Genomic DNA, 21,700 nt, shown 5'->3' on the forward strand with positions numbered 1-21,700 from the left:
GATTTCGCGCGCCCTCGCTGTCTGCGACGATGGGCGCATGCGCGCACGTTACGGGGTACCCCTGAAAGTCACCGCGGGAATCACGGCTGTTGGCGCGGCCGGCCTGGCCTACGCCGCCGGCTTCGAGGCCCGGTCGTTCCGGCTGCGGCGGGTGACCGTGCCCGTCCTCCCACCGGGGACGCGCCCCCTGCGCCTGCTCCAGGTCTCGGACATCCACATGGTGGGCGGGCAGCGCAAGAAGCAGCGCTGGCTCCAGTCGCTGGCGGGCCTGCGCCCGGACTTCGTCGTGAACACGGGCGACAACCTCTCGGACCCGGACGGCGTACCGGAGGTGCTCGACGCTCTCGGCCCGCTGATGGAGTTCCCCGGCGTCTACGTCTTCGGCTCGAACGACTACTACGGCCCCAAGCTGCGCAACCCCGCCCGCTATCTCCTGGAGAAGGCGCAGGGCAAGTACGGCCTGAACGGCAATCCGCCGGCCGTCGGCGCCGTCCACAACCCGTGGGAGCTGCTGCGCGACGGCTTCGACGCGGCGGGCTGGCTCGACCTCACCAACAGCCGGGGCCGGCTCAAGCTGGGCGGGCTCGACGGCCTGGAGATCGGCTTCACTGGCCTCGACGACCCGCACATCAAGCGGGACCGGTACGCCGAGGTCGCGGGCGGCCCGGACCACTCGGCCGACTTCTCGATCGGCGTCGTCCACGCCCCGTACCTGCGCTCGCTGGACGCCTTCACTTCGGACGGCTACCCGCTGATCCTGGCGGGCCACACGCACGGCGGGCAGCTCTGCGTCCCCTTCTACGGGGCGCTCGTCACCAACTGTGACATCGACAAGGACCGCGCCAAGGGGCTGTCGACGCACACGGCCGACGGACGGCGCGCCTACCTGCACGTATCGGCGGGCTGCGGCACCAACCGCTACACCCCGGTCCGCTTCGCGTGCCCGCCGGAGGCGACCCTGCTGACGCTGGTGGAGCGCCCCTGAGCGAGCGGAAGGCGGGGCCGACCCCGGGTGATGATCGCGTCAGTACCCACGGGCACCCCGCGCCCGCCGCGGTCCGGCCGGGCCCGCTGTCCGTACACCGCCGGCCTTCCGCACGCTGGCCTGCGCGGCGGCGGTGACCGGCTTCGGCACCGCCCCTGCCCCTCGGCAGTCTGCTCCGCGTCCCGATGACGGACGACGCCACCTGGTCCGGATCCGCCCCACCCAGCGCCCCGGCCTGCGGCCCCGTGAAAACCGGATTTCGCCTCCGGCCGCGAGTCCGCTAAAGTAATCGATGTCGCCGCGACGCGCGCGACAATCGGGGTGTAGCGCAGCTTGGCAGCGCGCTTCGTTCGGGACGAAGAGGTCGTGGGTTCAAATCCCGCCACCCCGACAGCTAAGTAGCAGGTCGGAGGGCCCTTACCGGGTAGGTAAGGGCCCTCTGGCGTTGCTGCGTGTCTATCTGCGTGACTACCGCTCTGGAATGCGCTTGAAGATGCCGTCCATGACCACGGCACCGGTCTGGATCACGGGGCGGATCTGCTTGCGGTACACCTCCTCCGTCACGGCCGTACCGGAGTGGCCGACGAGGCGGGATATCTCCTCCAGTGGGACACCGCGGTCGGACAGCAGGGACACGAAGCTGTGCCGGAGCTCCCGGGGCGTCCAGTCATCGGCGTTGATCCCGTCGGCATCCTTGAGTGCCTGGCGGAAGGCGCGCCGGACATTGGTGGCGTCGAGCGGCTTGCCCACGGCCGAGGAGAAGACCAGCCCGTGTTCCTCCCAGCTGTCGCCCGCAGCCAGCCGCTCCCAGCCCTGGTCTTCGAATTGCTGCCAGAGGACCTCAACGCAACGTGCCGGCAGTGCGAGCGTTCGCCGGGATTTCCGAGTCTTCGTGTCCCCGCCGCGGCGGACCGATCGCCACACCGCCATGTGCGGAGGCTGCGGCGGGTTCGCGTCGGACTGGCCCTTCAGGAAGACGTGGTCCCACGTGAGGGCCCGCAGTTCTTCGGTCCGAGCACCGGTCAGCAACGCGACGACGATGTACGCGTGCATCGAGGTCCCCTCCGCCGCCTTCAGTACGGCTTCGGCCTGGGCGAAGGTGAGCGCCTTGGACGGGCGTCCGGCCTGCCCTTGGGGCACGGAGCACAGATCGACGACGTTGCGCTTGACCTTGTCCCGGGCCATGGCTCGCTTGACCGAGCGGTTCAGGCAGGAGTGGACGGCCTGAAGCGTGCGGGTGCTGAGGATCTTGGCCTTGGCCGCTAGCCAGCGGTCGACGTCCTCCGCGCTCAGGTCGCGCAGCTTCCGGGCGCCCAATGCCGGGATGACGTGCTTGTGACTCAGGTAGGTGCAGTTCTCGACCGTGCGCGCGTCGCGGCCCGCCAGGCCATAGGCGAGCCAATCGTTCACGGCGTCGGCAACGGTGTAGTTCGTGGGCGCGATGGCGAGACCGTCCTCGTAGTCCCGCAGCACCTCCTTGAGCTTGTTCTTCGCCTCCGTCTTGGTCTTGCCACTCCCCCGCCGGACGATCCGCTTGCCGCTCGGGTCAAAGCCGAGGTTCGCCGTAGCGATCCAACGCTGCCTCCTCTCGTCCCAGTGCAAGCCGCCATCACCACGGCTGCGACGCATGGTCATCAGGCCGCCTCCGCCAGCTGGCTCTGGATGAAGTCGCGCACGGCATCGGCCGGTACGCGGCGAGCGCCGTCGATCTTGAGGGAGGTGAGCCGACGAGTACGAATCAGGTCGTAGACCTTCGAACGTCCCAACTTGAGCCGCACCATGACCTCCGGCACAGTCAGCAGTTCCGTGTGTGCGGTCGTCATACAGCGGCTCCTTCCAGGGCCAGTTGGTCGATTAGGGCTTCCCGCGCAGCGTCGCGGCTGTGCTCTATGTCGCGTCGGATGCTGGCCGCGAGCCAGGATTCGCCGGGTGTGTGGCCGTGGCCGGCATAGACCCAGTGGGCGACGACGAGCGTGGATGCGTCCGGGTGTTCGTTCGGGTCGGGCAGACCGAGGGCGGCGCGTTGCTGGGCGGCGCGGTAGTCGGCGCGGACCTGGCGGAGAGCGCCCAGCGTGGTGGAGTAGCGGCGCGACTTGGTGGAGAAGTGACCACGGAAGCCGAGCATGTGAGCCCACGCCCACAGCCGCCGATCCGGGTAGACGGGGTCGAGATCTTTGCACGCCTGGATGAGACGCCGGACATGCTCGGGGACCTGGTGGCGGTCGAGCTCGGACAGTTCACCGATGCGGCGGTCCAGCGTGCCGGTGGTCTCGGCGGCCTTGGTGGCGTACTTGGCCACGTAAGAGGCGACAGCCTGTTCGGTGATCTCACCGGTCCCGAAGGCTCCGATGGGCTGAATGTCTAGCTGCTGGCCCCAGCGCAGTACCCAGTCGTTGATGTACCCGGCTTCCTCGTCGGCGGGCACCACGACCCGGACGCGCTCGACGGCGGCGCGGATGGCGTCGGTCAGAAGGTCCAGAGTGGCCCAGGCCGGGGGTGGGGTGTCGGGTCCATCCGGCCCGTCGAAGCGGATCACGGCGTGGAAGTGGACTGCGCCGCGCTTCTGGTACTCGGCAACCTTGCCGAAGGACAGGCGGGACTGTTCGCGGGCGGCTGTCTGAGTGAGTCCGGCTCGGCTGGCGATCTCACGGCGGAGGTAGATCGTGAAGTACCGCCAAAGATCGGAGGCGTGGTTGTTCCACAGCACCGTCGATCCGTAGTCGTAGCTGGACGGGTCCAGCGGGCTGCCGAGTGTCGGGTCGTCCTCGGAGTGCTGGGTACCGCAGCGGCACGGCCGGTTGGCTGGTCGATTGTGGACCGGACCGAAGGACGGGGCGGTGAGGGTGGCAAAGACGCGGGGGTGGTCGCGAACGGTGTCGGGGGTGCCCTTCGCGGGATCACCAACGAGTCCGGCACGGATCAGGTGGTAGGTGTCGCCTGCGTAGATCCAGGCGCAAGAGGGGCAGCGGGAGGCGCGACGGTTGCCGCATGCGACGCGAAGCCGTCCGCCCGGTTCGGCGTCCGTCGAGTACGAGTGCAGCACCGTACCGGTGGACGGGTCGACGGTCTTCGTGGAACCGATGAGGTGGATCGGGTCGGTGCATCCACCGGTTCGGCGTACCTGCTCCTGCCAGCGGTCGAAGCCCGGGGCCCCGGCCACCCGCAGCAGATCGCCGAAGGTGACCGGGTCCAGGCCCGCGAGTGTCGCGGTGTCGGTCACACGCGCTCCTCGTGGTTTAGGACGACCGGGGCCGGTGCGGTCGTGTGGCCGGTGCCGTGGCAGCGGCGGCATGCCACGTGGAGGGTGGCGCGAGTGCCGTCAGCGAGGCGGGTACCGGTGGTGATGGCGACGAGGGGGAAGCCGTCGCAGTCGGGGCAGACGCGTGTCGGGACAGGGGTGGGCCGGGTCATGATGGGACTTCCTTTCGATTGCGGTTGGAAGGGGCCGGACCGTCCGGGCGGCGGCGATGCTTGGCGGCTTGTGCGCCGCCCGGAGGCCGGTCAGTGCTAAGTGGTGGAGCCGCGGCGGCCGGCCTTTCCCTTTTGCGCGTACATCGCGGCGTCGGCGGCCGAGAGGGCGTCGGTGAGGGTGGGGACGGGCAGGTGGTCGGGGTAGCAGGTGCCGACCGATGCCGAGACCGGCAGGACATGGCCGTTGTGTGTGACCGGCTGGTCCAGTGCGGTCCAAAGGTCGAAGAGGTTGGCGGCGCCGATGTTGGTCACGATGGCGGCGAACTCGTCTCCGCCGAGACGGGCGGCGATGCCGTGGTTTCCGCACCAGGCGTTCAGCCGTCGGGCGGTGGCGGTGAGCACCGCATCCCCAGCGGCGTGGCCGTGGGTGTCGTTGATGGCCTTGAAGTCGTTCAGGTCGACAAGGAGCACGAGCGCACTCGGGTGCTTGGCGATGAGGCGTTCGGCGCGGTTGGTCCATCCGGCGCGGGTGTGCAGACCGGTGAGTGGGTCGCGGCGTGCGGTGGCCAGCCGGTGGGCGAGGTAGCTGGAGTGGGCGGCCCAGCCGAGCAGGGGCAGGGATAAGGCGAGTGCTTGCGGGTCCACGGTTCTCCTTCGTTGCGGTTGGAAGGGGTTGCGTGGGCCGTCCGGGCGGTGGCGATGCTTGGCGGCTTGTGGCACCACCCGGAGGCCGGTCAGCGGTTGAGTTCCTGGCGGAGCAGGCGGACCAGGAGCAGCAGTACGACGCCGCTGATGGACAGCGCGAGCCCGGTGATGGCGACGGCCAGGAGCGTGGAGACGAGCACGGCCCCGACGGCGACGACGCCGACTACGGCAGTGGTCGGCTTCGAACGGACCTTTCCGACGAGTCCGGCCGTGGCCTGACCGACAGGCGCGACGGCTGGCCGAGCCGGGACGGGTACGGGCTCGGTGTGGGGCGTGAGCGCGGTGTGGGTGTCGGACTGCGGGTACTTGGGCTTGAACACTGCGGATCTCCTTACTTGGTGAACGGGTCGATGGCCGGGGCCAGGAAGCTGTCGGCGAGCAGGTAACCGCCCAGGAGGAGCACGGCGACCAGCCACAGAGGCGGGCGGATGAGCTTGATGCCGAGTGCGCCGACGACGATCAGGGCGAGCCAGAGCGGTACGTCCATGGCGTGATCTCCCTTGCGATCAGCGGGGGTTGCAGCGGTGGGTCCGGGCGGCGAGTTCGGCGGCGGCGCGGTTCAGGTAGTCGGCGGACCAATCGCAGCCGGGGGCGGTGCAGGCGGCAGCGTGAGCTTCGCGGCCGTGGCGGTCATGGTGGGTTCCGATCTGGACGGGGCCGATGCGGTCGACGTCCCAGAAGCGGTTGCGGGCCATGGGCTTACCTCCTCTCAGGCGAGCTGGGCGGCGATGGCTTCGGCCATCGGGGCGGGAACGCCGAGCCGGGTGCGCAGGGTGTCGGCGTCCATGGGTTGCCCGGTCGACGCATGGTGGGCATCGGCGAGCTTGCGCGCGTGGGTGACGAGCGCGGGCGGGACGTTGGGCGGAGCGGGAGGCAGGGCCGCCGGTTCCTGTACCGGTTCGGCGGTCTCTTCGCGTACCGGTTGCGGCTCGGGCTCTACGGGCGCGGGCTCCGGGCGGTGCGGCTCAGGGGCGTGCATGAGGAGGCTGCCGCCGAGGAAGGCGAGCGCCGGCCAACCGGCGACGAGGATGCGGAGCCAGTCCGGCACGTCACTCAGGTCGAGCAGTCCAGCCGTGGCGACGTTCGCCCCGAGTGATGCGGCGAGAGCGACCGCGAACCAGGACCAGGCCGCCCGCCTCGGAGCGTCCGTACCCCGCAGGCTTCGGAGCTGACGCCACGCGGCGACCAGGAGCAGATCCACGGAGACGGGGTAGGCCCACGCCTTCCAGCCGTCCTGTCCGGCAGCCGCGGCGAGGTCGTGCAGGTGAGAGAAGGACAGAGCACCGGCGATCACGGCCTGGACCAATACGGCGTCGAGTCGCAGTGAGGACCGCATGGCGTCAGTCCTTGTCCGGGACCAGGGCGAAAGGCCCGATCGCAGTCTCGGGACGGAAGGGCTCCAGGGCGGGGATGGCGGGCGTCAGGTCGGCATGCTTTACGCAGGCCGTGACGGCTTCCTCAAGGCTGGTGAAAGGGCTGCGGACCAGAGACCAGCCACCGGAGGAGTCCCCGGCGACCGCCAGCCCGCGTTGTTCGGGTGCGATCGTGGTCGCGGCGAGCATGGCCTGGGGACTGATGTCTCCCAGCACCATCTTGGCTGTGGCCTCATCGTTCACGCGGTGCGAGATGCGACCGGTGAGCTGGGCCCGCAAGGCCGTTGCTCCCTTTCCGAGGTCGGACCCGAACCGCTGGCCGCACACCTCCAAATACATGCCGGCGGCCCGGCCCAGCTGGGAGAGACGTACGAGCTGAGTGACCATCTGGTCCCGGCGCTTGTCGTCGGCACTGCTCGCCGTGAGGAAGAGTTCCGCCACTTCGTCGATGAAGACCACGACCGGCACCGGCCGCATGTCCTCGGGCAGACCCCAGATGTCCGAAGTGATCGACTCCAGAGCGCCGGGCCCAAGACGCTGAACGGTCCGGATCAGCTCATAGCGTTCGGTCATCTCCGACACCAGAACGTCGAGCAAGTCCGAAGCTTCCTCAGGCGTGCACGCCAGGGCCGACAGCCTCGGGGCGAACGGAGCCAGCTCGACCCCCCACTTGCAGTCGATACCGACCAGGGCGACCGCCTGAGGGGCGAGACCTTTCACCAGGCCGCGCAGGTAGACCGACTTCCCCGACTCTGTCGCGCCCATCACCAGTTCGTGAGGAATGGTGCGGAAGTTCCGCGCATGCACCGCACCGTCGGAGCGCAGGGCCACCGGCACGCTCAGCAGCATCGGTTCCTTCGTCGGAGGCATCACGACCCGGTTCAGCACGTCGTGGCCAATGACCTTGAGCTGGAGCCACCCCGGAGTGAGCGCACCGACGTGCACGGCGTAGGCGCGCCAGGAGTGCCGCAGACGTTCGGACGCCGTTTCGAAGTCGTGAACCTCCTGCCCCGGCTGCATCTTGATCCGTAACACCAGACCACTCGCGGTGACACGGACACGGGTCAAGCGGGGGACCATCCGCGAAGGAGTCCGCTTGGTGGCCGCCGCTACGGTGAGACGCAGGCGAGACGGAGGCTCGGTGAGCCCGCATGCCTCCATGACTGAGCGGTACGTGAACGCGATCCGCGTCAGCTTGATGGGGGCCCCGATGGCGAACCAGAACCAGACGGGGCGCTGTCGACGCAGGATCACGAGCCCAGCGGCTGTCAGCACCAGGCCGACGAGCGTGAAAACCTGTCCGGTCGTCATCGGTCAGCCCGCCAGCGAAGTGATGGCGACAGCGCGGAACGCGATGCCGTGCCGGTTGTCCCGCTCCCAGTCCCGGGCCTTGAGACCGATCACCGACACCGGCATGCCCGGCGCCAGACCCTCCGGCACTCCGGTCTGAGGGACGGTCACCTGGTACAGGTTTCCCTCGCCGTCGTCGGAGATCAGAAGCCCCACCGTTGCGAGCTGGGCCCCCGTCTCCCTGTCGACGGCGATCTCTCCGGTCTGCTTGTTCACCAGCTTGGGCGTGGGCGGGGTCGCGACAAAGACGACAGCGGTCGAAACGTCGATCTTGAAGGACGGCATGGGTTGCCTCCAGACAGAGGGTGACTGACTTGGCTAGCCTTGTTGGCTACATGGCTAACGTAAGCAACCTGGCTAGTCATGTCAACACCTGACTGTCTTGGCTGTCCTACTGGCGGCCCCGCCCCGTACCATCGAGCCCATGACCTTTGTCCCCGAGCCTCTAGACCCCGATGACGACCGGCCGCCGTACGAGCAGGTGGCGAGCAGCCTGGGAGCTGCCATCCGGACACGGAGGCTCGCTCCTGGTGAGAAGCTGCCGTCCCACAAGACGCTCACTGAGATGTACGGATTCGCGCGGGCGACGATCCAGCGCGCACTTCGCGACCTCGAAGACGAGGGCCTTGTGGTGTCCCGCAAGGGCAGCGGGGTCTACGTCCGGAACCGCACGGAACGGCCGGCGGGGCTACGCCCTTACGTTGAGCAGGCGTTCGCCAGCAAGGACGTCACCATCGACTTCGCCGGGTTCTCCAGCGAGACGCTGCATGGGGCACTGCAAGAGCCGCTGGACAAGATCCGCGTCGGCAGGCTGACCCCGTCGAGCATCACCGTTCGCATACTCGTCCCGGACATGTCCGTACCGCAGGCTGCCCCGGTGCGCCGCGAGGACTGTAGCGACGACGAACGGCTGCGCAAGCGCATGCAGGACATCATGGTCGGCTACGCCCGCAGCATCCGTGACTCCATGGCAGAGCTGAGCCACTTGGGCTTGGTGGCAGACACGCGAGTCGACGTCCGGGTCCACAGTGGGACGCAGTTCTTCAAGCTGTACGTGATCAACAAGGAAGACGCGTTCTTCGGCTACTACCCGATCAAGCCCAACAAGGTGATGGCTCAGGGTGAGGCCATCGAGATCTATGACCTGGTCGGCAAGGACACCGTTCTCTTCCACCACTCCGTCAACGACAGCGAGTCCTCAAGCGGCGCGCAGCAGGTCCAGCAGGGGCGTATGTGGTTCGACAGCGTCTGGGAGACCATCGGAAGGGAATTCGATCTCGATGGGCACTGACAACCTGACTGAGACGCTGGCCGGTACCGTAGCCGTGCTTTTCGACTTCGACGGCCCCCTGTGCGACGTGTTCGCGGGACGCCCGGCGCCCGAGGTGGCAAGGGAACTGGCTCTGCTGGCGGCGAGCACCGACCCGGCGCTGAGCGCGAAGCTGTCCGAGACCGACGATCCGCTCGAAGTGCTGCGGCTGACGCACGCGGCGAACCCGGAGCTGGGGTTGCGGGTGGAAGAGGCACTCACCGCGGCTGAGGTCGAGGCGGTGGCGGTAGCGGGAGAGCCGACGCCGGGGGCGGTCGCTGCGCTGGAAGCGGTGCGCGCGGCAGGCCGGAAGATCGCCGTGGTGAGCAACAACTCAGGTGAGTCTGTCCGGGTGTTCCTCGGCCGACATGATCTCGCCGAGCACGTGCTGGAGGTAGTGGGGCGCGCGGAACGGCAGCCCGACCTCATGAAGCCGAACCCGCATTCTTTGCTCAAGGCCGCCGAGCTGCTCGAAGTGGACGTCACCTTGTGCGCGTTGATCGGCGACTCGCTGACGGACATCCAGGCCGCCCACAAGGTCGGTGCCGCAGCAATCGGGTACGCCAACAAGCCGCACAAGCACCAGACGTTCACCGAGGCCGGGGCCGAGGCCGTCACCGAGGACATGCAAGCCATCGCTGACGCGATCCAGCCGCCGCAGTCGAACGACTGAGTCCCAGTTCCGCTAGAGCTGTTACAGGTTTCTCTACCTCATCAAGACCCGCGCACGGCGCGGGAGCGCGCCGCCTTTACGGCGGGGCCGCCGCCACTGTCTTCGCCAGCGGCGGCCCCGCCCGGCGGCGCGCCACGTGCAGCGGGCAATCGAGAACCCATCACGTACCAGGGCGGACAGCTCGGCGAGCTACGCGAAGCGCGACGTAGCAGGGCAGCCGCGGGTTCAAGATGATGCCTCCGGCGGGGGCGCTCCGACTCCGGGATGGCGGGGGCTCCGCCGGCGGGTGCCGGCCGTGGGGTGTTGCGGTGGGGGACTCCCATCCCGTCTGCCGTCGACCCAGGCAGAGCCGAGCAGACACGGCACCGGGCGTCCAGGTCGTTCGTACAGTGGCGCGCTCCACCTGGACGCCCGGCACCGCGCCTGCTCCACGGTGTGTGGGTCGACGGCAGACGGGATGGGAGTTCGGGGTGGTTGGTGGGCAGAGGCTCGGCGGCACCCGCAAGCTCTGTCTCATACAGAGGACTTGCCCCCCAACGTGCGCCCCAGTGGCTCCTGCGAAAACGATCACAGAGCGCCTTCAGCCGTGGTCTTCTACAGGGGTGGAAGCCATAATCGCCAGCGCCATCGCCGTCTTGGGCACCCTGCTTGGTTCGGGGATCACCCTGGGAGTCCAACGGCGCACCACTGAGAGAGGCCACCAGTTCACACGGGACGAGAAGCTGCGTCAGGAACGGCTGGACGCATACACGGCCTATGCGGCGGCTTTGATCAACTACCGGCGGTGTCTCGTCCACCTTTGGTTTTGTACGCATGAGCAGCCCCCTCCGGAAGCCGCTGAGGCTGTGCAAATCCGAGCATACGACCTCAGGTCTAAGGCCCAGGAGGCTCTGTTCCGGATGCAGATGCTCACCGACAATGAAGAGCTGAGCCGCAAGGGTGAAAGCTTGCTTGCCGAGATCACAGCCGTACACAAAACAGACAACCGGTCAGAGCTGGATCAGCGCAGGACGCACACGCGGGATGGCATTGCTCATCTAGTAAGGGCAGCGAAGCAACACCTATGAGGCTAGCTGTCTGATAGTCGGGCCACCTCTAAGACCGGCACTGACATGAGCGGTGCGTGTCTAACTGCGTGACAACGCCGACGAACAGCGGCGGACGAGCGCGAACGTCTGCGGACCATCAGCGCAGGTGAGAGGCGCAGCAGTCCAAGGAAGTGGCCCCACCCGAGTTGCTTCGGGACGAAGAGGTCGTGGGTTCAAATCCCGCCACCCCGACAGCTGAAGTACCAGGTCAAGGCCCTGATCCTCACTGAGGATCAGGGCCTTCCTGTTGTCTGCGCCTGGTCGGCCCGGTCGCCGCCCCGGCCCTGTCGCCACGAGGGCAGGTAGTAGGCGGGCTCTGCCGGGCGATCATCCGCGGAGTCCGGACGTGCGGCGCCGGCCCTTGTTCCGTACGGATGCGTCGTGGGCGGTGGCCGGGCTTTCAAGGGTTCGGCGGTGTCAGACGATCAGCGGCAGGGTTGTGAGGCCGCGCATCAGTCGGGTGTGGCGCCAGTCCAGTTCCTCGGCGGGGACTGCGAGCCGGACGTCGGGGAAGCGGGAGATGACCGCCCGGAGTGCGAGTTCGCCTTCGGCTCGTGCGAGGGGGGCTCCCAGGCATCTGTGGATGCCGTGGCCGAAGGCGAGGTGCCCGCTGGCTCCGCGGTCGAGGTCGAGCTGGTCCGGCGCCGGGAAGCGGTCGGGGTCGCGGTTGGCGGCTCCGGGGGCGATGAGTACCGGAACGCCTTCGGGGATCACGGTCCCGCCCAGCGTGAGCGCTTCGGTGCTGTAGCGGAACGTGGCGATCCCGACAGGCGAGTCGAAGCGCAGCAGCTCGTCCAGCGCGTTCCCGAGGAGCTGCGGCTCGGCCCTCAGGCGTGCCAGCGACTCGGGGTGCTGGAGGAGGGCCAGGGCCGCGTTGCCGATGAAGTTGGTGGTGGTCTCGTGACCGGCCACCAGCAGGAGCACGGCGAGCGACACGAGTTCGTCCTCGGTCAGCTTGTCCTGGCCGTCGCGTACGGCGATGAGGTCGTCGAGCAGGCTCTCGCCGGGCGAGCCGCGCCTGGCGGTGACAAGGTCGGTCATGTAACCGGCGACGGCGTGGGAGGCGGCGTCGATCCGGGTGGAATCCCCGGCGGCGAACAGATCGCCCGACCACGTACGCACGAGCCGGCGATCGGCTTCCGGTACCCCCAGCATCTCGCAGATGACGGTGACCGGCAGCGGTACCGCGAGGCTCTCGACGAGGTCCACCGGCCCGTGGTCCGGCCAGGCGTCGAGCAGCTCGTCGACCAGCCCGGTGATGTAGGGGCGCAACCGCGCGACGGCCCCGGTGGTGAACGCCTTCGTCACCAGGCCCCGCAGCCGCGCGTGCTGCGGGGGGTCGGTGGCCAGCATGTTCTGGGACACGGCCGGATGGAGATCGCGCTGCGACGGCCGGCCGGCGAAGAACCGCGCGGTGTTCTTCGAGAGCCTGGGATCGGTGAACGCCTCCCGGGCCTCCGCGTAGCCCGTGACCACGAAGCTGTAGCGCCCTCCCGAACCGGTCGGCACCTTCTGCACGGGCGCCGCGTTCCGCAGCCGGGCGTACGTCGGGTAGGGATCGACGAAGAACCGCGGGTCCTGCAACGGGTCGTTCACGCTTGCGGGTCCGTTCCCGAGGGGGCCAGTTCGTCAGTGGGAGTACGTACGACCTCGCCCTGCGCGTAGGCGTGGGCGACGAGGAGCAGCCACTCGGTCTCGGACCGGAGGTTGCCCGCCCGGGAGGCGGTCCTGGGGGCCGGCGGAGCGGCTTCTGTCTGCGGTTCGCTCCCGGTTTTCTTCGCGCGTACGGCAGCTCGCAGGATCGCGGCCTCCACGATCGCGTCGCCTTCGGGGGTGCCGGCCAGGCCGCGGGTGGCGACGGCCCGCTCGGCGTCCTCCCGGACCCGCTGGGAACGGTGCGGGCGAAGGGCGAGTCCGCCGTCGTTGATCTCGATCACACGACGGTGGAGGAGGAAGTCGGAGTCGTCCGCGTGCCGCTCCTCGGGGAACCCGGCCGAGGCCAGGACGACTTCGGGTGTCGCGCCGGAGATGTCCTCCCACAGGGGGGCGAGCGCGGCGAAGGACCGCGACTCCCACCGGCGGCGCAGGAACTGGCTGACCGGCCAGACGACCGCCGGGAGCGTGAGCCCCACGGTGATGAGGAGTACGGCCAGGGCGGGCGCCGTCACGCTGAACACGCAGCGGAACGGGCTGATGGGCGTCGAGCACCGGACGCCGTGCGGGAGGAGGCCCAGTTCGAGTCCGATGGATACCAGGCCGAACACCTTGTACGCGGCGTACAGCAGTGCGAAGAGGCAGCCGGCGGCGGTGACGCGCAGTCCGATGCGCTGGCTCTTGCGCCGTGAGTGGTTCGACTGCTTCCAGGTCTGCTTGCCGAAGTCCTTCGCGGTGACACCCAGGTACGTGATGTAGACCAGCACGTAGAGCGCGTGCAGTTGGGGCGACTGGTCGTTCAGCTGCCCGGCGGTGAACAGGGCCGCCATGCCGACGACGGAGATCCCGAGGAAAAGCACCCGCAGCCGGATGCTTCGCCTGGCCTCGTCGGGCTCCAGGTTGAGCTGGAGCATGAACGCCAGGACGGCGGTCGCCGCGGCCAGCGTGAACGAGTTGCTGAGGAGGCGGCCGACGTGCGGGACGACGCTTTCGACGGCGCTCTGCACGAACGACACGTACGAGGCGAAGGCGAGGGCGAAGGACGTCAGCAGCGCGGCCATGGCCCACGTGCCGGTCGGCCGGTGACCGCCCCGCCCGCGGACCCAGTAGCCGGCGGCGAGGAGAAGCACGATGGCCACGCCCGAGAACAACAGGTCGATCATGGGTGCCGACGGCCCTTCTTGGTCGGTTTGGCGAACAGGGCCTCCCAGCGCTCGGCGCCCTTCTCGGGCTCGCTGGAGGGGAGTTCACGTCCGCGGTAGATGTGCTGTCGGATGACGGTGGCCATCATCTCGGCCTCGCGCTCGTCGTCCGTGGAGTAGCTCGTGCGTCCGTTCATACGCCGGACGAGGGTGGGGTTGAAGCCGATGGCGCGGAAGGCGTCGGCGTCCAGCTCAAGGCTGCCGGGGTGGTCGCAGATGATGTGACTGACCTCGTGCGCGAGTATGTGGTTCTGGTGCAGGGCGGACGTTCCCTCCTCGTAGAAGAGGAGATCGGCGTCAGGTGTCTCCAGGCGGATTCCGCAGGGGGCGTCGATCGCGCCGAGTGTGTTCAGGGGCCTGAGGATGATCGGACGGCCGCGCTTGTCCGCCACGGCGTCGCAGAGGTCCCGGGTGTTGAAGCGGTGGGGGAGCCCGAGCGCGTCCACGCGCTCTTCGCACTCGCGGCGAAGCCCCTCAAGGTCCATGTCCGGTCCTGATCGTTGCTCGGGTCCTGGCCCCCCGAAGGCGTGACCCCGTACGGCCGGAGTGCGATCCGGAATCCCCGGCGCCGCATCGCTCGAAAGCTTAGGCGAAGGCCCGGGCCGGTCCAAGAGGATCTCGGCCCTCTGGCCGAATGGCCGGATACTGAGACCTGTCAGTCGTCCAGGTTGAGGTTGTTCGCAGTGGTTTCGCCCGGGAGGCCCTCCAGGATCCGGGCCTGCTCGATCACCGCCGTCACCATCTGAAGGGTCTCTGTGCTCAGGCCGTTGGCGCGCAGGGCGACGGTGCGTACGTTCCGGTCCCGCATGGCGGCGAGGACGGCGATCTCCGCCCGGGTGCGGTGGGCGGCTTCCTCGTCGACGAAGTAGCCGGCGGGCACGCCGAAGAAGTCGGCGAGAGCCTTGATGGTGTGCATCGTGGGATTCTTCTTCGCACCGGTGCGCAGTTGCTGGATCGCGCTCGCGGTGAGCCCCTTGCCCTGGCCTCCCGAAGCCTCCCGGATGCCCTCGGCGACCTCGGCGTACGTGTAGGGTCCGCGACTTTCCGGGTGGACCTGCTGGAACAGGTAGTCCAGCAACTGCGCGAAGGTGCGCGGCTCGTCGTCTGTCACGTCCGGTACGTCCTTGTCATGGTCGTCGCCGTGTCCACTCTGGTGCGTGATGAGCGGAGAAAGCGGTGGCTTCCGATCAACTCTAGTTGACCGCTGCCCGCAACCAAGGTGTACGTTCTTGAGGGAGTTGCTCGCACCACAGTGTTCCTCTGCTGCGAGCAGGTGTCTCCGATGCCATGGGGACATGACTGCTTTCCAGGCAGGTGGCCGGGTTCCACGGGGGTGGGCCCGGCCACCCTGGACGCTGTGTTGGCGTGGAGAAACCAGGTCAGGCCCGGTCTCCGTTACGGGAGACCGGGCCTGACCTGGTGTTCCGAGTGGCCGTGAAGCGTCGTGTCAGCAGGTGGACGGGGCCGGCCGGCCCGCGAAGCGGTCCGCGATCCAGTTCAGGTACTGCTTCTCGGCGACGACGGGGATCGTCTGGTGCGTCGCGCCCCGGTACCTCGAGTACTGGACCGGCTGGCCGAACCTGCACGCCCGCTTGACGTACTGCGTGGTCGAGTTGGGGTTGATGACGGTGTCCGCCGTCCCCTGCATCACCAGCACCGGGGCCACCGTCGTGGCATGGCCCGGAGTGTTCTCGCGGAACCGTTTGTGCCAGGCGCGCGGCACGTCCCGCAGGGGCTGGAACAGGGTGTCGAGCTTCCCGTTGTTCCCGACGTTGTTCTGGATCACGTCGGAGAAGTGCTCGATGCACGCCTCCCCGTCACCCTTGAGTGCCTTCAGTCCGGCCGGCTTGAGTACGTCCTCGGCCCTCAGCTCGGGGTAGGCCGCCAGGAAGCCCCGGTAGACGTTGATGCGCAGCGCCGCGTTGTGGGCGGCGGAGGTGGCGCTGGTCGGTCCGGGCGGGACCAGGCCGGCGAAGTCCGGCCCCAGGTTCGCCGCGGGCGCCAGTCCCGCCACGCCGACCAGTTGGGTCTCGGGGGTGTACGCGCGGACGTTCTGGCCGGTGAACATCGCGGCGCCGCCGCCCTGCGACCAGCCCAGCACCGCCGTCCTGTGGCTCGCGTGGGTGTCGGTGATCTGCCGGGCCGCCCGGACGGAGTCGAGGACGTTGTTGGCCTCCGTGGCGCCGACGACGTACTGGTGCACGCCGGGCGTACCCAGCCCCTGGTAGTCGGTACCGACCACGACGTCACCGGAGCCGAGGAACTGGGTCAGCGCCGGCACGCCGACGTCGATCCCCCACGGGCTGTCGTACGTGAAGTAGTCCACCAGGTCGACGGCCGGGTCCGGTACGGCGGAGGGCGCGCACATGCGCGGACCGCCCACGGTGCCGTGGGCCCAGGCCACGACGTTGCGGCCGCCTCGCGGTGCGGGCTTGTCGGGCCAGGCCACGATGCCGGAGACGGCGACCGGGGCACCGCTGTGAAGAGTCGAGAGGTAGAGGATCCGGCAGGCCCTCGCGCCGTCGGGGGCGTTCACTTCACGGGCCCAGAGCAGGTCACCGTGCTCGCCCTCGGGCAGCGGCGACGGGGGGTCGTAGAAGTCCTTGCCCTCCGGGCCGACCGGGACGCCCGGTGCGCACTGCCCGGCGCCCCTGCCCTCGTCCGGGTTCGCCGGTTGCGCGACAGCGGTGCCGCATCCCAGCGCGAGGATCACGGCCACACCGGCCGCGGTGATCGCCGAAAGCCTGCGTCTCATCTGATTGTCCATTCACTCGGTGCCGGACCAGAGACTAGGGACGAGGGTGCGTATTGTCACTGATTATGACGTCCTGTCTATTTTGTGTCGTGGCGGCGGGCTGACGTACCCGCCGCCGTGAGCCGCGGCCGTCCGGGCGGCGGTCACCTGCTGCCACTGCCGGGCCCGCGCGTCCCAACTGCTCCGTGCGGCAGGGAGACCGGTGCGTGGCCGGCCTCATGGCCGCAGTCGGCGGGAATGCCGGGAGGACTGTCGGTGGGGCGGAGCAGAATGGGGGGATGACTGAGAAGACCGGGTCCACCGCGCACGACATGCCCCTTGCCATGCCCGACTGGGAGAAGCGGTTCCGGGCACCGCGCGTCTCGTTGCCCGAGTGGGCCGAAGAGGCGCCGGACCGCGCGCTGTTCGTGTCCAATGCGACGGGGACGTACGAGCTGTACGCCTGGGACCGGGCGACCGGGGCCCAGCGGCAGGTCACCGACCGGCCGAACGGCACCACGGACGGGGTGCTGACGCCCGACGGCGAGTCGGTCTGGTGGTTCAGCGACACGGACGGGGACGAGTTCGGCGTCTGGATGCGGCAGCCCTTCACGGGCGGCGAGGACGAGCCCGCCGCTCCGGGCCTCCAGCCGTCGTACCCGGCCGGGCTCGCGCTCGGGCGGGACGGGACGGCGGTCGTGGGGCGTTCGACCGACGAGGACGGATCCACGGTGCATGTCGTACGCCCCGGCGCCGGGCCCGTCGAGATCTACCGGCACCGGGAGTCGGCGGGGGTGGGGGATCTGTCGCGCGACGGAACGCTGATCGCGATCGAGCACACCGAGCACGGCGACGCCATGCACTCCGCCCTGCGGGTGCTGCGGCTGGACGGCAGCGCCGTGGCCGACCTCGACGACACCCGGGGCGGCGAGGCAGGGCTGGGGCTCGCGGTGCTCGGTTTCGCGCCGGTCGCCGGTGACACCCGGCTGCTCGTCCGGCACCAGCGGCGGGGGCGCTGGGAGCCGATGGTGTGGGACGTGGCGTCGGGCGAGGAGACGGAGCTCGGGATCGAGCTGCCCGGTGACGTGTCCGCCGAGTGGTGTCCGGACGGGTCCGCGCTGCTCGTCGCGCACAGCTTCGAGGCGCGCAGCGAACTGTGGCGGTACGACCTCGCCTCGCGGCAGCTCGTGGCGGTGCCGACACCCGCCGGGACGGTGTCGGGCGCCACGGCCCGGCCCGACGGGTCGGTGGAGTACCTCTGGTCCTCGGCGGCCGAGCCGCCGGTGGTGCGGTCGACGTTCGGGCGAGTCGTGCTCGACCCGCCCGGGATGAAGGCCCCGGCCTCGGTTCCGGTGGAGGACGCGTGGGTGGAGGGGCCCGGCGGGCGCATCCACGCGCTCGTGCAGCGGCCGGCCTCGGGCGAGGGGCCGTTCCCCACGGTCTTCGAGATCCACGGTGGGCCGACCTGGCACGACAGCGACGCGTTCGCCGCCGGACCGGCGGCGTGGGTCGACCACGGCTATGCCGTGGTGCGGGTCAATTACCGCGGCTCCACCGGGTACGGACGCGAGTGGACGGACGCGCTCAAGCACCGGATCGGGCTGATCGAGCTGGAGGACATCGCCGCGGTGCGCGAGTGGGCCGTCTCCTCCGGGCTCGCGGACCCGTCGAAGCTGGTGCTGGCGGGCGGCTCGTGGGGCGGGTACCTGACCCTGCTCGGGCTCGGTACGCAGCCGGACGCGTGGGCGGTGGGGCTGGCGGCCGTGCCGGTCGCCGACTACGTGACGGCGTACCACGACGAGATGGAGGCCCTGAAAGCCATGGACCGCACGCTGCTCGGCGGTACACCGGAGGAGGTGCCGGAGCGCTTCGAGGCGTCCTCGCCGCTGACGTACGTCGACGCGGTGCGCGCCCCGGTCTACATCTCGGCGGGCGTCAACGATCCGCGCTGCCCGATCCGCCAGGTCGAGAACTACGTGGACCGGCTGGAGGCCCGGGGGGCGGCGTACGAGGTGTACCGGTACGACGCCGGGCACGGGTCGCTGGTGGTGGAGGAGCGGATCAAGCAGGTCCGGCTGGAGATCGACTTCGCCGCGCGGTATCTGGAGGCTGCCGCGAGCCGACCCGGAATGTGAGCGGGGGCGGGCGGGCCCGTACCTTGGTGGGGTGTACCGGTTTCTGCTGACGCCCCGCTGGTGGGGGATCCACCTCTTCGTCGTGCTGGCCATCCCCTTCTGCGTGTTCATGGGGTCCTGGCAGCTCGGGCGGTTCGAAGACCGTGTCGAGACCCACCAGGCCGCCGAGGAGAAGCCCGACCCCGGCGAGCAGGCCGCCGTACCGGTCGACGAACTGCTGCCCGTCGACAAAGAGACATCCGGGCGGCCCGCCACCGCCACCGGACGTTACGCCGAGCAGTTCGTCGTGCCCGAGCGGGAGATCGACGGCAGGCGCGGCGCGTACGTGCTGACCCTGCTGCGCACGGACGGCGGCAAGGCACTTCCCGTCGTCCGTGGCTGGCTGCCCGCCGGGACCCGGGCTCCCGCCGCCCCCTCGGGCGAGGTCACCGTCACCGGCGCGCTCCAGGCGTCCGAGAACGCGGGCACCGACGGCGTGCACGCGGGCGGCGGGCTGCCCGGGGGGCAGCTCGGGATGATCAGCGCCGCGTCCCTCGTCAATCTCGTGCCGTACGACGTGTACGACGCCTGGGTCACCCTCGCCGAGACCGATGCCGGTCTGCGCCCCGTCCCGGCGGTCGCGCCGCAGGGCAGTGGCCTCGACCTCAAGGCATTCCAGAACCTCGGCTACACCGGCGAGTGGTTCGTCTTCGCCGGCTTCGTGCTCTTCATGTGGTTCCGGCTCATGCGCCGCGAGGCGGAAGCAGCCCGCGATCTGGCCCTGGGGATCCTTCCCAAGGACGCGGACGCCGACACGGACACGGACGGCGGGGACGCGGACGACGACGGCCGCGGCAGTGACGGGGACCTGGCGCGGCCCCCGCGGGGTCCGGGTCGGGGCCGCGCGGCTGAGGACCGCTGACACGGCAGCGGGGCGGGGCGCCCTCTCCGGCGCCCCGCCCCGCTGCCTTCCCCCGCCGTTACGACGCCGCCAGCACGCCCGTGCGGTAGATCGTCCCGGCGCACGCGTTCGGAATGGTCGCCGCCGCGCTCGAACCGCCCGCACCCGGCGTGTGGATCACCGTGACGCTGCCGTCCATCGTGCCGCCGTCCTCGGTGCCGAGCTGCGTGTCCGTGCCGGTCTGCTCCTGCTCGCCCCCGGTGCCGCCGTCCGCCGTGCCGCCGTCGGCGCCACCGGTCTCGGTACCGCCCGATCCGCCACCGGGGCCCGTGCCGCCGACCGTCGTGCCGCCTGCCGCGGGGTCGCCCGTGGGCGTGGGGTCGGGCGGGGTGCCGGTCGTCGGGCAGCTGTCCGACGGAACCCAGGCGAACTTCACCTCGTACGCCGCGCCCGGCTCCAGCAGCAGCCCGGTGGTCTCCAGAGACGGGTCCGGCAGCCCGGTCGCCGCGTCTCCCGAAGTGTGGTCGACGACGCCGATGCGGGCGGAGTCGGCCGCACCCGTCGTCTGGAAGCCCCACCCGCCGCTGCCGGCGACCGTGCACGCCGTCGCCGAGACATTGGAGATGCGGAACGTTCCGTACACCTTGCCCTCCGCGTCGGCCGCTCCGGTACCCGCCGAGCCGGCGGAGAGCTGGCCCGCGCCGCACGTCGGGGACGACGCGGGTACGCCGCCGGGGGCGTCGGCGCCGCCGCCGGTGCCGCCGCCCGCGCCCCGGCCCGCATCGGAGCCCGAAGAGCCCTTTCCGGGGCCCTTCGCCTTGTCCTTGCGCTTCTCCTTCTCGGACTTCGAGGACGCCTTCCCGGAAGGCTTCTCCTTGACCTTCTCGCTGTCCCCGTTGCCCTTCTCCCAGCCGGTGCCCCCCTGCGCCTCCTGGCCGTGGCCCGCTATCGAGGGACGGTCGTCGGCCGCGCCGCCGGAGTTCGCCACGTGGACGAAGGCCGGGACGGCCATTCCGACGAAGAGTGCGGCGGCCGCCAGGCCGACGACAGCCTGACGCTTCCTGGCGCGCCGGGCGGGGACCGCACGGCGCAGGTGGTCCAGGGCGCCCTGGGAGGGCTCCAGTTCGTCCACCGCGCCGTGCAGCAGCCTGCGCAGGGCAAGCTCGTCGGTGCCGAGCTCCTCGTCGAGGCTCAGGTCGAAGGTCTTGCCGAGCTCTTCGCGCACCTCGCGCCCGTCGTGCCGTGCGATGCGCTCTTCCGGCGCCGCGGCCTCGTCAGGCTCTGCCCGCTCTTCCGGAGCTGCGGCCTCGTCACGCTCCGCGCGCTCCTCCGGAGCTGCGGCCTTGTCACGCTCAACGCGCTCGTCATGCTCGACGTGCTCGTTGCGCTCGTCGTGCTCGTCGTGCTCGTCGTGCTCGTTGCGCTCGTCGTTCGGACCGTCGTTCACAATCGCTTTTCCAGTCAGGTCGTTCAACGGCCCGTCCGGCCCGTGCCGCTCTTGCTTACTGCTCATGCCGAAGCCTCCATGGCGACGCGCAGCGCCGCTATGCCGCGTGAGCCGTACGCCTTCACCGAGCCCAGGGATATGCCGAGCGTCTCGGCACACTGGGCCTCGGTCATGTCCGCGAAGTACCGCAGGACCAGCACCTCGCGCTGGCGCCGCTGGAGTCCGCGCATCGCCTTGATCAGCGCGTCACGCTCCAGCTGGTCGTACGCCCCCTCCTCCGCGCTCGCCATGTCCGGCATGGGCTTCGACAGCAGCTTCAGCCCGAGGATGCGGCGGCGCAGCGCGGAGCGGGAGAGGTTGACGACGGTCTGGCGCAGGTACGCCAGCGTCTTCTGGGGGTCGCGCACACGGTTGCGCGCGGAGTGCACGCGTATGAACGCCTCCTGCACCACGTCCTCGCAGGAGGCCGTGTCGTCGAGGAGAAGTGCCGCGAGGCCCAGCAGCGAGCGGTAGTGGGCCCGATAGGTCTCGGTCAGGTGATCGACTGTGGTGCCCGCGGTCATGGCGTCTTCAGTGCCCTCGCGCGGAGACGGTATGCGGGCGGTACGTGCCGTCGGCATGGGGGCGATCACCGGCATGCCGCCGAGCGTGCGGGGCCGCCGGATCGGGCGTACCGCCGCGCCGCGAACCGGGACCACTGTGATGTCGAGAACCTCTGCCACGCCTGTTGGACACGCTTCCCCCCGCCAGGGTTG

24 protein-coding genes and 1 tRNA gene are annotated in these 21,700 nt (G+C 69.8%); 7 read left to right on the forward strand and 18 right to left on the reverse strand.

Annotated features, from left to right (window positions below):
• Positions 1–37 precede the first annotated feature (37 nt).
• A complete protein-coding gene (locus AS594_RS16265; RefSeq protein WP_069927716.1) occupies positions 38–985 on the forward strand; it encodes a metallophosphoesterase in 948 nt (315 codons plus the stop codon).
• Positions 986–1,302: 317 nt separating this feature from the next.
• A tRNA-Pro gene (locus AS594_RS16270) sits at positions 1,303–1,376 on the forward strand.
• Between the two features lie 77 nt (positions 1,377–1,453).
• On the opposite strand, the gene AS594_RS16275 is transcribed toward AS594_RS16270, so the two are convergent.
• The 11 genes from AS594_RS16275 to AS594_RS16320 all read right to left on the reverse strand — a co-directional run bounded on the left by AS594_RS16275 (position 1,454) and on the right by AS594_RS16320 (position 8,109).
• A complete protein-coding gene (locus AS594_RS16275) occupies positions 1,454–2,620 on the reverse strand; it encodes a site-specific integrase (protein WP_069927733.1) in 1,167 nt (388 codons plus the stop codon).
• Complete coding sequence (locus tag AS594_RS16280; RefSeq protein WP_069927734.1) at positions 2,620–2,808, reverse strand: helix-turn-helix domain-containing protein; 189 nt, start codon at positions 2,806–2,808, stop codon at positions 2,620–2,622. The genes AS594_RS16275 and AS594_RS16280 overlap by 1 nt, the downstream gene beginning before the upstream one ends.
• A complete protein-coding gene (gene repSA / locus AS594_RS16285; protein ID WP_069927735.1) occupies positions 2,805–4,205 on the reverse strand; it encodes a replication initiator protein RepSA in 1,401 nt (466 codons plus the stop codon). The genes AS594_RS16280 and repSA overlap by 4 nt, the downstream gene beginning before the upstream one ends.
• Positions 4,202–4,396: a hypothetical protein gene (locus AS594_RS16290; protein WP_069927736.1), complete on the reverse strand. Its 195-nt coding sequence runs from the start codon at positions 4,394–4,396 to the stop codon at positions 4,202–4,204. The genes repSA and AS594_RS16290 overlap by 4 nt, the downstream gene beginning before the upstream one ends.
• A 96-nt stretch (positions 4,397–4,492) precedes the next feature.
• Entirely contained in the window at positions 4,493–5,041 is a 549-nt protein-coding gene (locus AS594_RS16295) for a GGDEF domain-containing protein (RefSeq protein WP_069927737.1), read from the reverse strand.
• 89 nt (positions 5,042–5,130) lie between these two features.
• On the reverse strand, positions 5,131–5,421 hold the full coding sequence (locus AS594_RS16300) for a hypothetical protein (protein WP_069927738.1): 291 nt from the start codon (positions 5,419–5,421) through the stop codon (positions 5,131–5,133).
• An 11-nt stretch (positions 5,422–5,432) separates the two neighbouring features.
• Positions 5,433–5,588 carry a hypothetical protein gene (locus tag AS594_RS43010; RefSeq protein WP_107357925.1) on the reverse strand — a complete coding sequence of 52 codons (156 nt, stop codon included), beginning with the start codon at positions 5,586–5,588 and terminating at the stop codon, positions 5,433–5,435.
• Between the two features lie 19 nt (positions 5,589–5,607).
• Positions 5,608–5,796, reverse strand: a complete 189-nt coding sequence (locus AS594_RS16305) for a mobile element transfer protein (protein WP_069927739.1) — start codon at positions 5,794–5,796, stop codon at positions 5,608–5,610.
• A 14-nt stretch (positions 5,797–5,810) separates the two neighbouring features.
• Positions 5,811–6,437: a DUF2637 domain-containing protein gene (locus tag AS594_RS16310; protein ID WP_069932780.1), complete on the reverse strand. Its 627-nt coding sequence runs from the start codon at positions 6,435–6,437 to the stop codon at positions 5,811–5,813.
• Between the two features lie 4 nt (positions 6,438–6,441).
• On the reverse strand, positions 6,442–7,785 hold the full coding sequence (locus tag AS594_RS16315) for an FtsK/SpoIIIE domain-containing protein (protein ID WP_069927741.1): 1,344 nt from the start codon (positions 7,783–7,785) through the stop codon (positions 6,442–6,444).
• A 3-nt stretch (positions 7,786–7,788) separates the two neighbouring features.
• On the reverse strand, positions 7,789–8,109 hold the full coding sequence (locus AS594_RS16320) for an SCO3933 family regulatory protein (protein WP_069927742.1): 321 nt from the start codon (positions 8,107–8,109) through the stop codon (positions 7,789–7,791).
• A 139-nt stretch (positions 8,110–8,248) separates the two neighbouring features.
• On the opposite strand from AS594_RS16320, the gene AS594_RS16325 reads away from it, so the two are divergent.
• From AS594_RS16325 to AS594_RS16335, 3 genes are all read left to right on the forward strand, one after another.
• Complete coding sequence (locus AS594_RS16325; RefSeq protein WP_069927743.1) at positions 8,249–9,115, forward strand: GntR family transcriptional regulator; 867 nt, start codon at positions 8,249–8,251, stop codon at positions 9,113–9,115.
• The gene (locus AS594_RS16330; RefSeq protein ID WP_069927744.1) at positions 9,105–9,806 is read left to right on the forward strand and encodes an HAD family hydrolase; all 702 of its coding nucleotides are present in this window, start codon (positions 9,105–9,107) and stop codon (positions 9,804–9,806) included. Before AS594_RS16325 ends, AS594_RS16330 begins: the two co-directional genes overlap by 11 nt.
• Before the next feature lie 602 nt (positions 9,807–10,408).
• Entirely contained in the window at positions 10,409–10,873 is a 465-nt protein-coding gene (locus AS594_RS16335) for a hypothetical protein (protein WP_069927745.1), read from the forward strand.
• A 438-nt stretch (positions 10,874–11,311) separates the two neighbouring features.
• Here the strand turns inward: AS594_RS16335 and AS594_RS16340 are convergent, their stop codons facing one another.
• The 5 genes from AS594_RS16340 to AS594_RS16360 form a co-directional block, all read right to left on the reverse strand.
• Positions 11,312–12,490: a cytochrome P450 family protein gene (locus tag AS594_RS16340; RefSeq protein WP_069927746.1), complete on the reverse strand. Its 1,179-nt coding sequence runs from the start codon at positions 12,488–12,490 to the stop codon at positions 11,312–11,314.
• Positions 12,487–13,710 (reverse strand): MAB_1171c family putative transporter, encoded by a 1,224-nt coding sequence (locus AS594_RS16345; RefSeq protein WP_069932779.1) that lies wholly within the window; start codon positions 13,708–13,710, stop codon positions 12,487–12,489. Before AS594_RS16345 ends, AS594_RS16340 begins: the two co-directional genes overlap by 4 nt.
• Entirely contained in the window at positions 13,707–14,234 is a 528-nt protein-coding gene (locus tag AS594_RS16350; protein ID WP_079144566.1) for a regulator component, read from the reverse strand. The genes AS594_RS16345 and AS594_RS16350 overlap by 4 nt, the downstream gene beginning before the upstream one ends.
• A gap of 170 nt (positions 14,235–14,404) precedes the next feature.
• Complete coding sequence (locus tag AS594_RS16355) at positions 14,405–14,860, reverse strand: helix-turn-helix domain-containing protein (RefSeq protein ID WP_069927748.1); 456 nt, start codon at positions 14,858–14,860, stop codon at positions 14,405–14,407.
• A gap of 336 nt (positions 14,861–15,196) precedes the next feature.
• The gene (locus tag AS594_RS16360) at positions 15,197–16,504 is read right to left on the reverse strand and encodes a lipase family protein (RefSeq protein WP_069932778.1); all 1,308 of its coding nucleotides are present in this window, start codon (positions 16,502–16,504) and stop codon (positions 15,197–15,199) included.
• Between the two features lie 278 nt (positions 16,505–16,782).
• Here AS594_RS16360 and AS594_RS16365 point away from each other — a divergent pair, with 278 nt between their 5' ends.
• Complete coding sequence (locus AS594_RS16365) at positions 16,783–18,618, forward strand: S9 family peptidase (RefSeq protein WP_069932777.1); 1,836 nt, start codon at positions 16,783–16,785, stop codon at positions 18,616–18,618.
• Positions 18,619–18,649: 31 nt separating this feature from the next.
• On the forward strand, positions 18,650–19,519 hold the full coding sequence (locus AS594_RS16370) for an SURF1 family protein (RefSeq protein WP_069935136.1): 870 nt from the start codon (positions 18,650–18,652) through the stop codon (positions 19,517–19,519).
• 58 nt (positions 19,520–19,577) lie between these two features.
• Here AS594_RS16370 and AS594_RS16375 read toward each other — a convergent pair whose 3' ends face one another.
• Both AS594_RS16375 and AS594_RS16380 read right to left on the reverse strand, forming a co-directional pair.
• Complete coding sequence (locus AS594_RS16375) at positions 19,578–21,011, reverse strand: hypothetical protein (protein WP_240509025.1); 1,434 nt, start codon at positions 21,009–21,011, stop codon at positions 19,578–19,580.
• Positions 21,008–21,667: a SigE family RNA polymerase sigma factor gene (locus AS594_RS16380; RefSeq protein ID WP_079148185.1), complete on the reverse strand. Its 660-nt coding sequence runs from the start codon at positions 21,665–21,667 to the stop codon at positions 21,008–21,010. Before AS594_RS16380 ends, AS594_RS16375 begins: the two co-directional genes overlap by 4 nt.
• Positions 21,668–21,700: the final 33 nt, after the last annotated feature.

Origin of the sequence: Streptomyces agglomeratus (assembly GCF_001746415.1) — a bacterium.
GTDB classification, from domain to species: domain Bacteria; phylum Actinomycetota; class Actinomycetes; order Streptomycetales; family Streptomycetaceae; genus Streptomyces; species Streptomyces agglomeratus.

Bases quoted from the DNA above. Each gene is read 5' to 3' on its own strand.
- AS594_RS16265 (WP_069927716.1), top strand. From the start codon at position 38: ATGCGCGCACGTTACGGGGTACCCCTGAAAGTCACCGCGGGAATCACG.
- AS594_RS16275 (WP_069927733.1), bottom strand. From the start codon at position 2,620: ATGACCATGCGTCGCAGCCGTGGTGATGGCGGCTTGCACTGGGACGAG.
- AS594_RS16280 (WP_069927734.1), bottom strand. From the start codon at position 2,808: ATGACGACCGCACACACGGAACTGCTGACTGTGCCGGAGGTCATGGTG.
- AS594_RS16290 (WP_069927736.1), bottom strand. From the start codon at position 4,396: ATGACCCGGCCCACCCCTGTCCCGACACGCGTCTGCCCCGACTGCGAC.
- AS594_RS43010 (WP_107357925.1), bottom strand. From the start codon at position 5,588: ATGGACGTACCGCTCTGGCTCGCCCTGATCGTCGTCGGCGCACTCGGC.
- AS594_RS16305 (WP_069927739.1), bottom strand. From the start codon at position 5,796: ATGGCCCGCAACCGCTTCTGGGACGTCGACCGCATCGGCCCCGTCCAG.
- AS594_RS16310 (WP_069932780.1), bottom strand. From the start codon at position 6,437: ATGCGGTCCTCACTGCGACTCGACGCCGTATTGGTCCAGGCCGTGATC.
- AS594_RS16315 (WP_069927741.1), bottom strand. From the start codon at position 7,785: ATGACGACCGGACAGGTTTTCACGCTCGTCGGCCTGGTGCTGACAGCC.
- AS594_RS16320 (WP_069927742.1), bottom strand. From the start codon at position 8,109: ATGCCGTCCTTCAAGATCGACGTTTCGACCGCTGTCGTCTTTGTCGCG.
- AS594_RS16325 (WP_069927743.1), top strand. From the start codon at position 8,249: ATGACCTTTGTCCCCGAGCCTCTAGACCCCGATGACGACCGGCCGCCG.
- AS594_RS16330 (WP_069927744.1), top strand. From the start codon at position 9,105: ATGGGCACTGACAACCTGACTGAGACGCTGGCCGGTACCGTAGCCGTG.
- AS594_RS16345 (WP_069932779.1), bottom strand. From the start codon at position 13,710: ATGATCGACCTGTTGTTCTCGGGCGTGGCCATCGTGCTTCTCCTCGCC.
- AS594_RS16350 (WP_079144566.1), bottom strand. From the start codon at position 14,234: ATGGACCTTGAGGGGCTTCGCCGCGAGTGCGAAGAGCGCGTGGACGCG.
- AS594_RS16360 (WP_069932778.1), bottom strand. From the start codon at position 16,504: ATGAGACGCAGGCTTTCGGCGATCACCGCGGCCGGTGTGGCCGTGATC.
- AS594_RS16365 (WP_069932777.1), top strand. From the start codon at position 16,783: ATGACTGAGAAGACCGGGTCCACCGCGCACGACATGCCCCTTGCCATG.
- AS594_RS16375 (WP_240509025.1), bottom strand. From the start codon at position 21,011: ATGAGCAGTAAGCAAGAGCGGCACGGGCCGGACGGGCCGTTGAACGAC.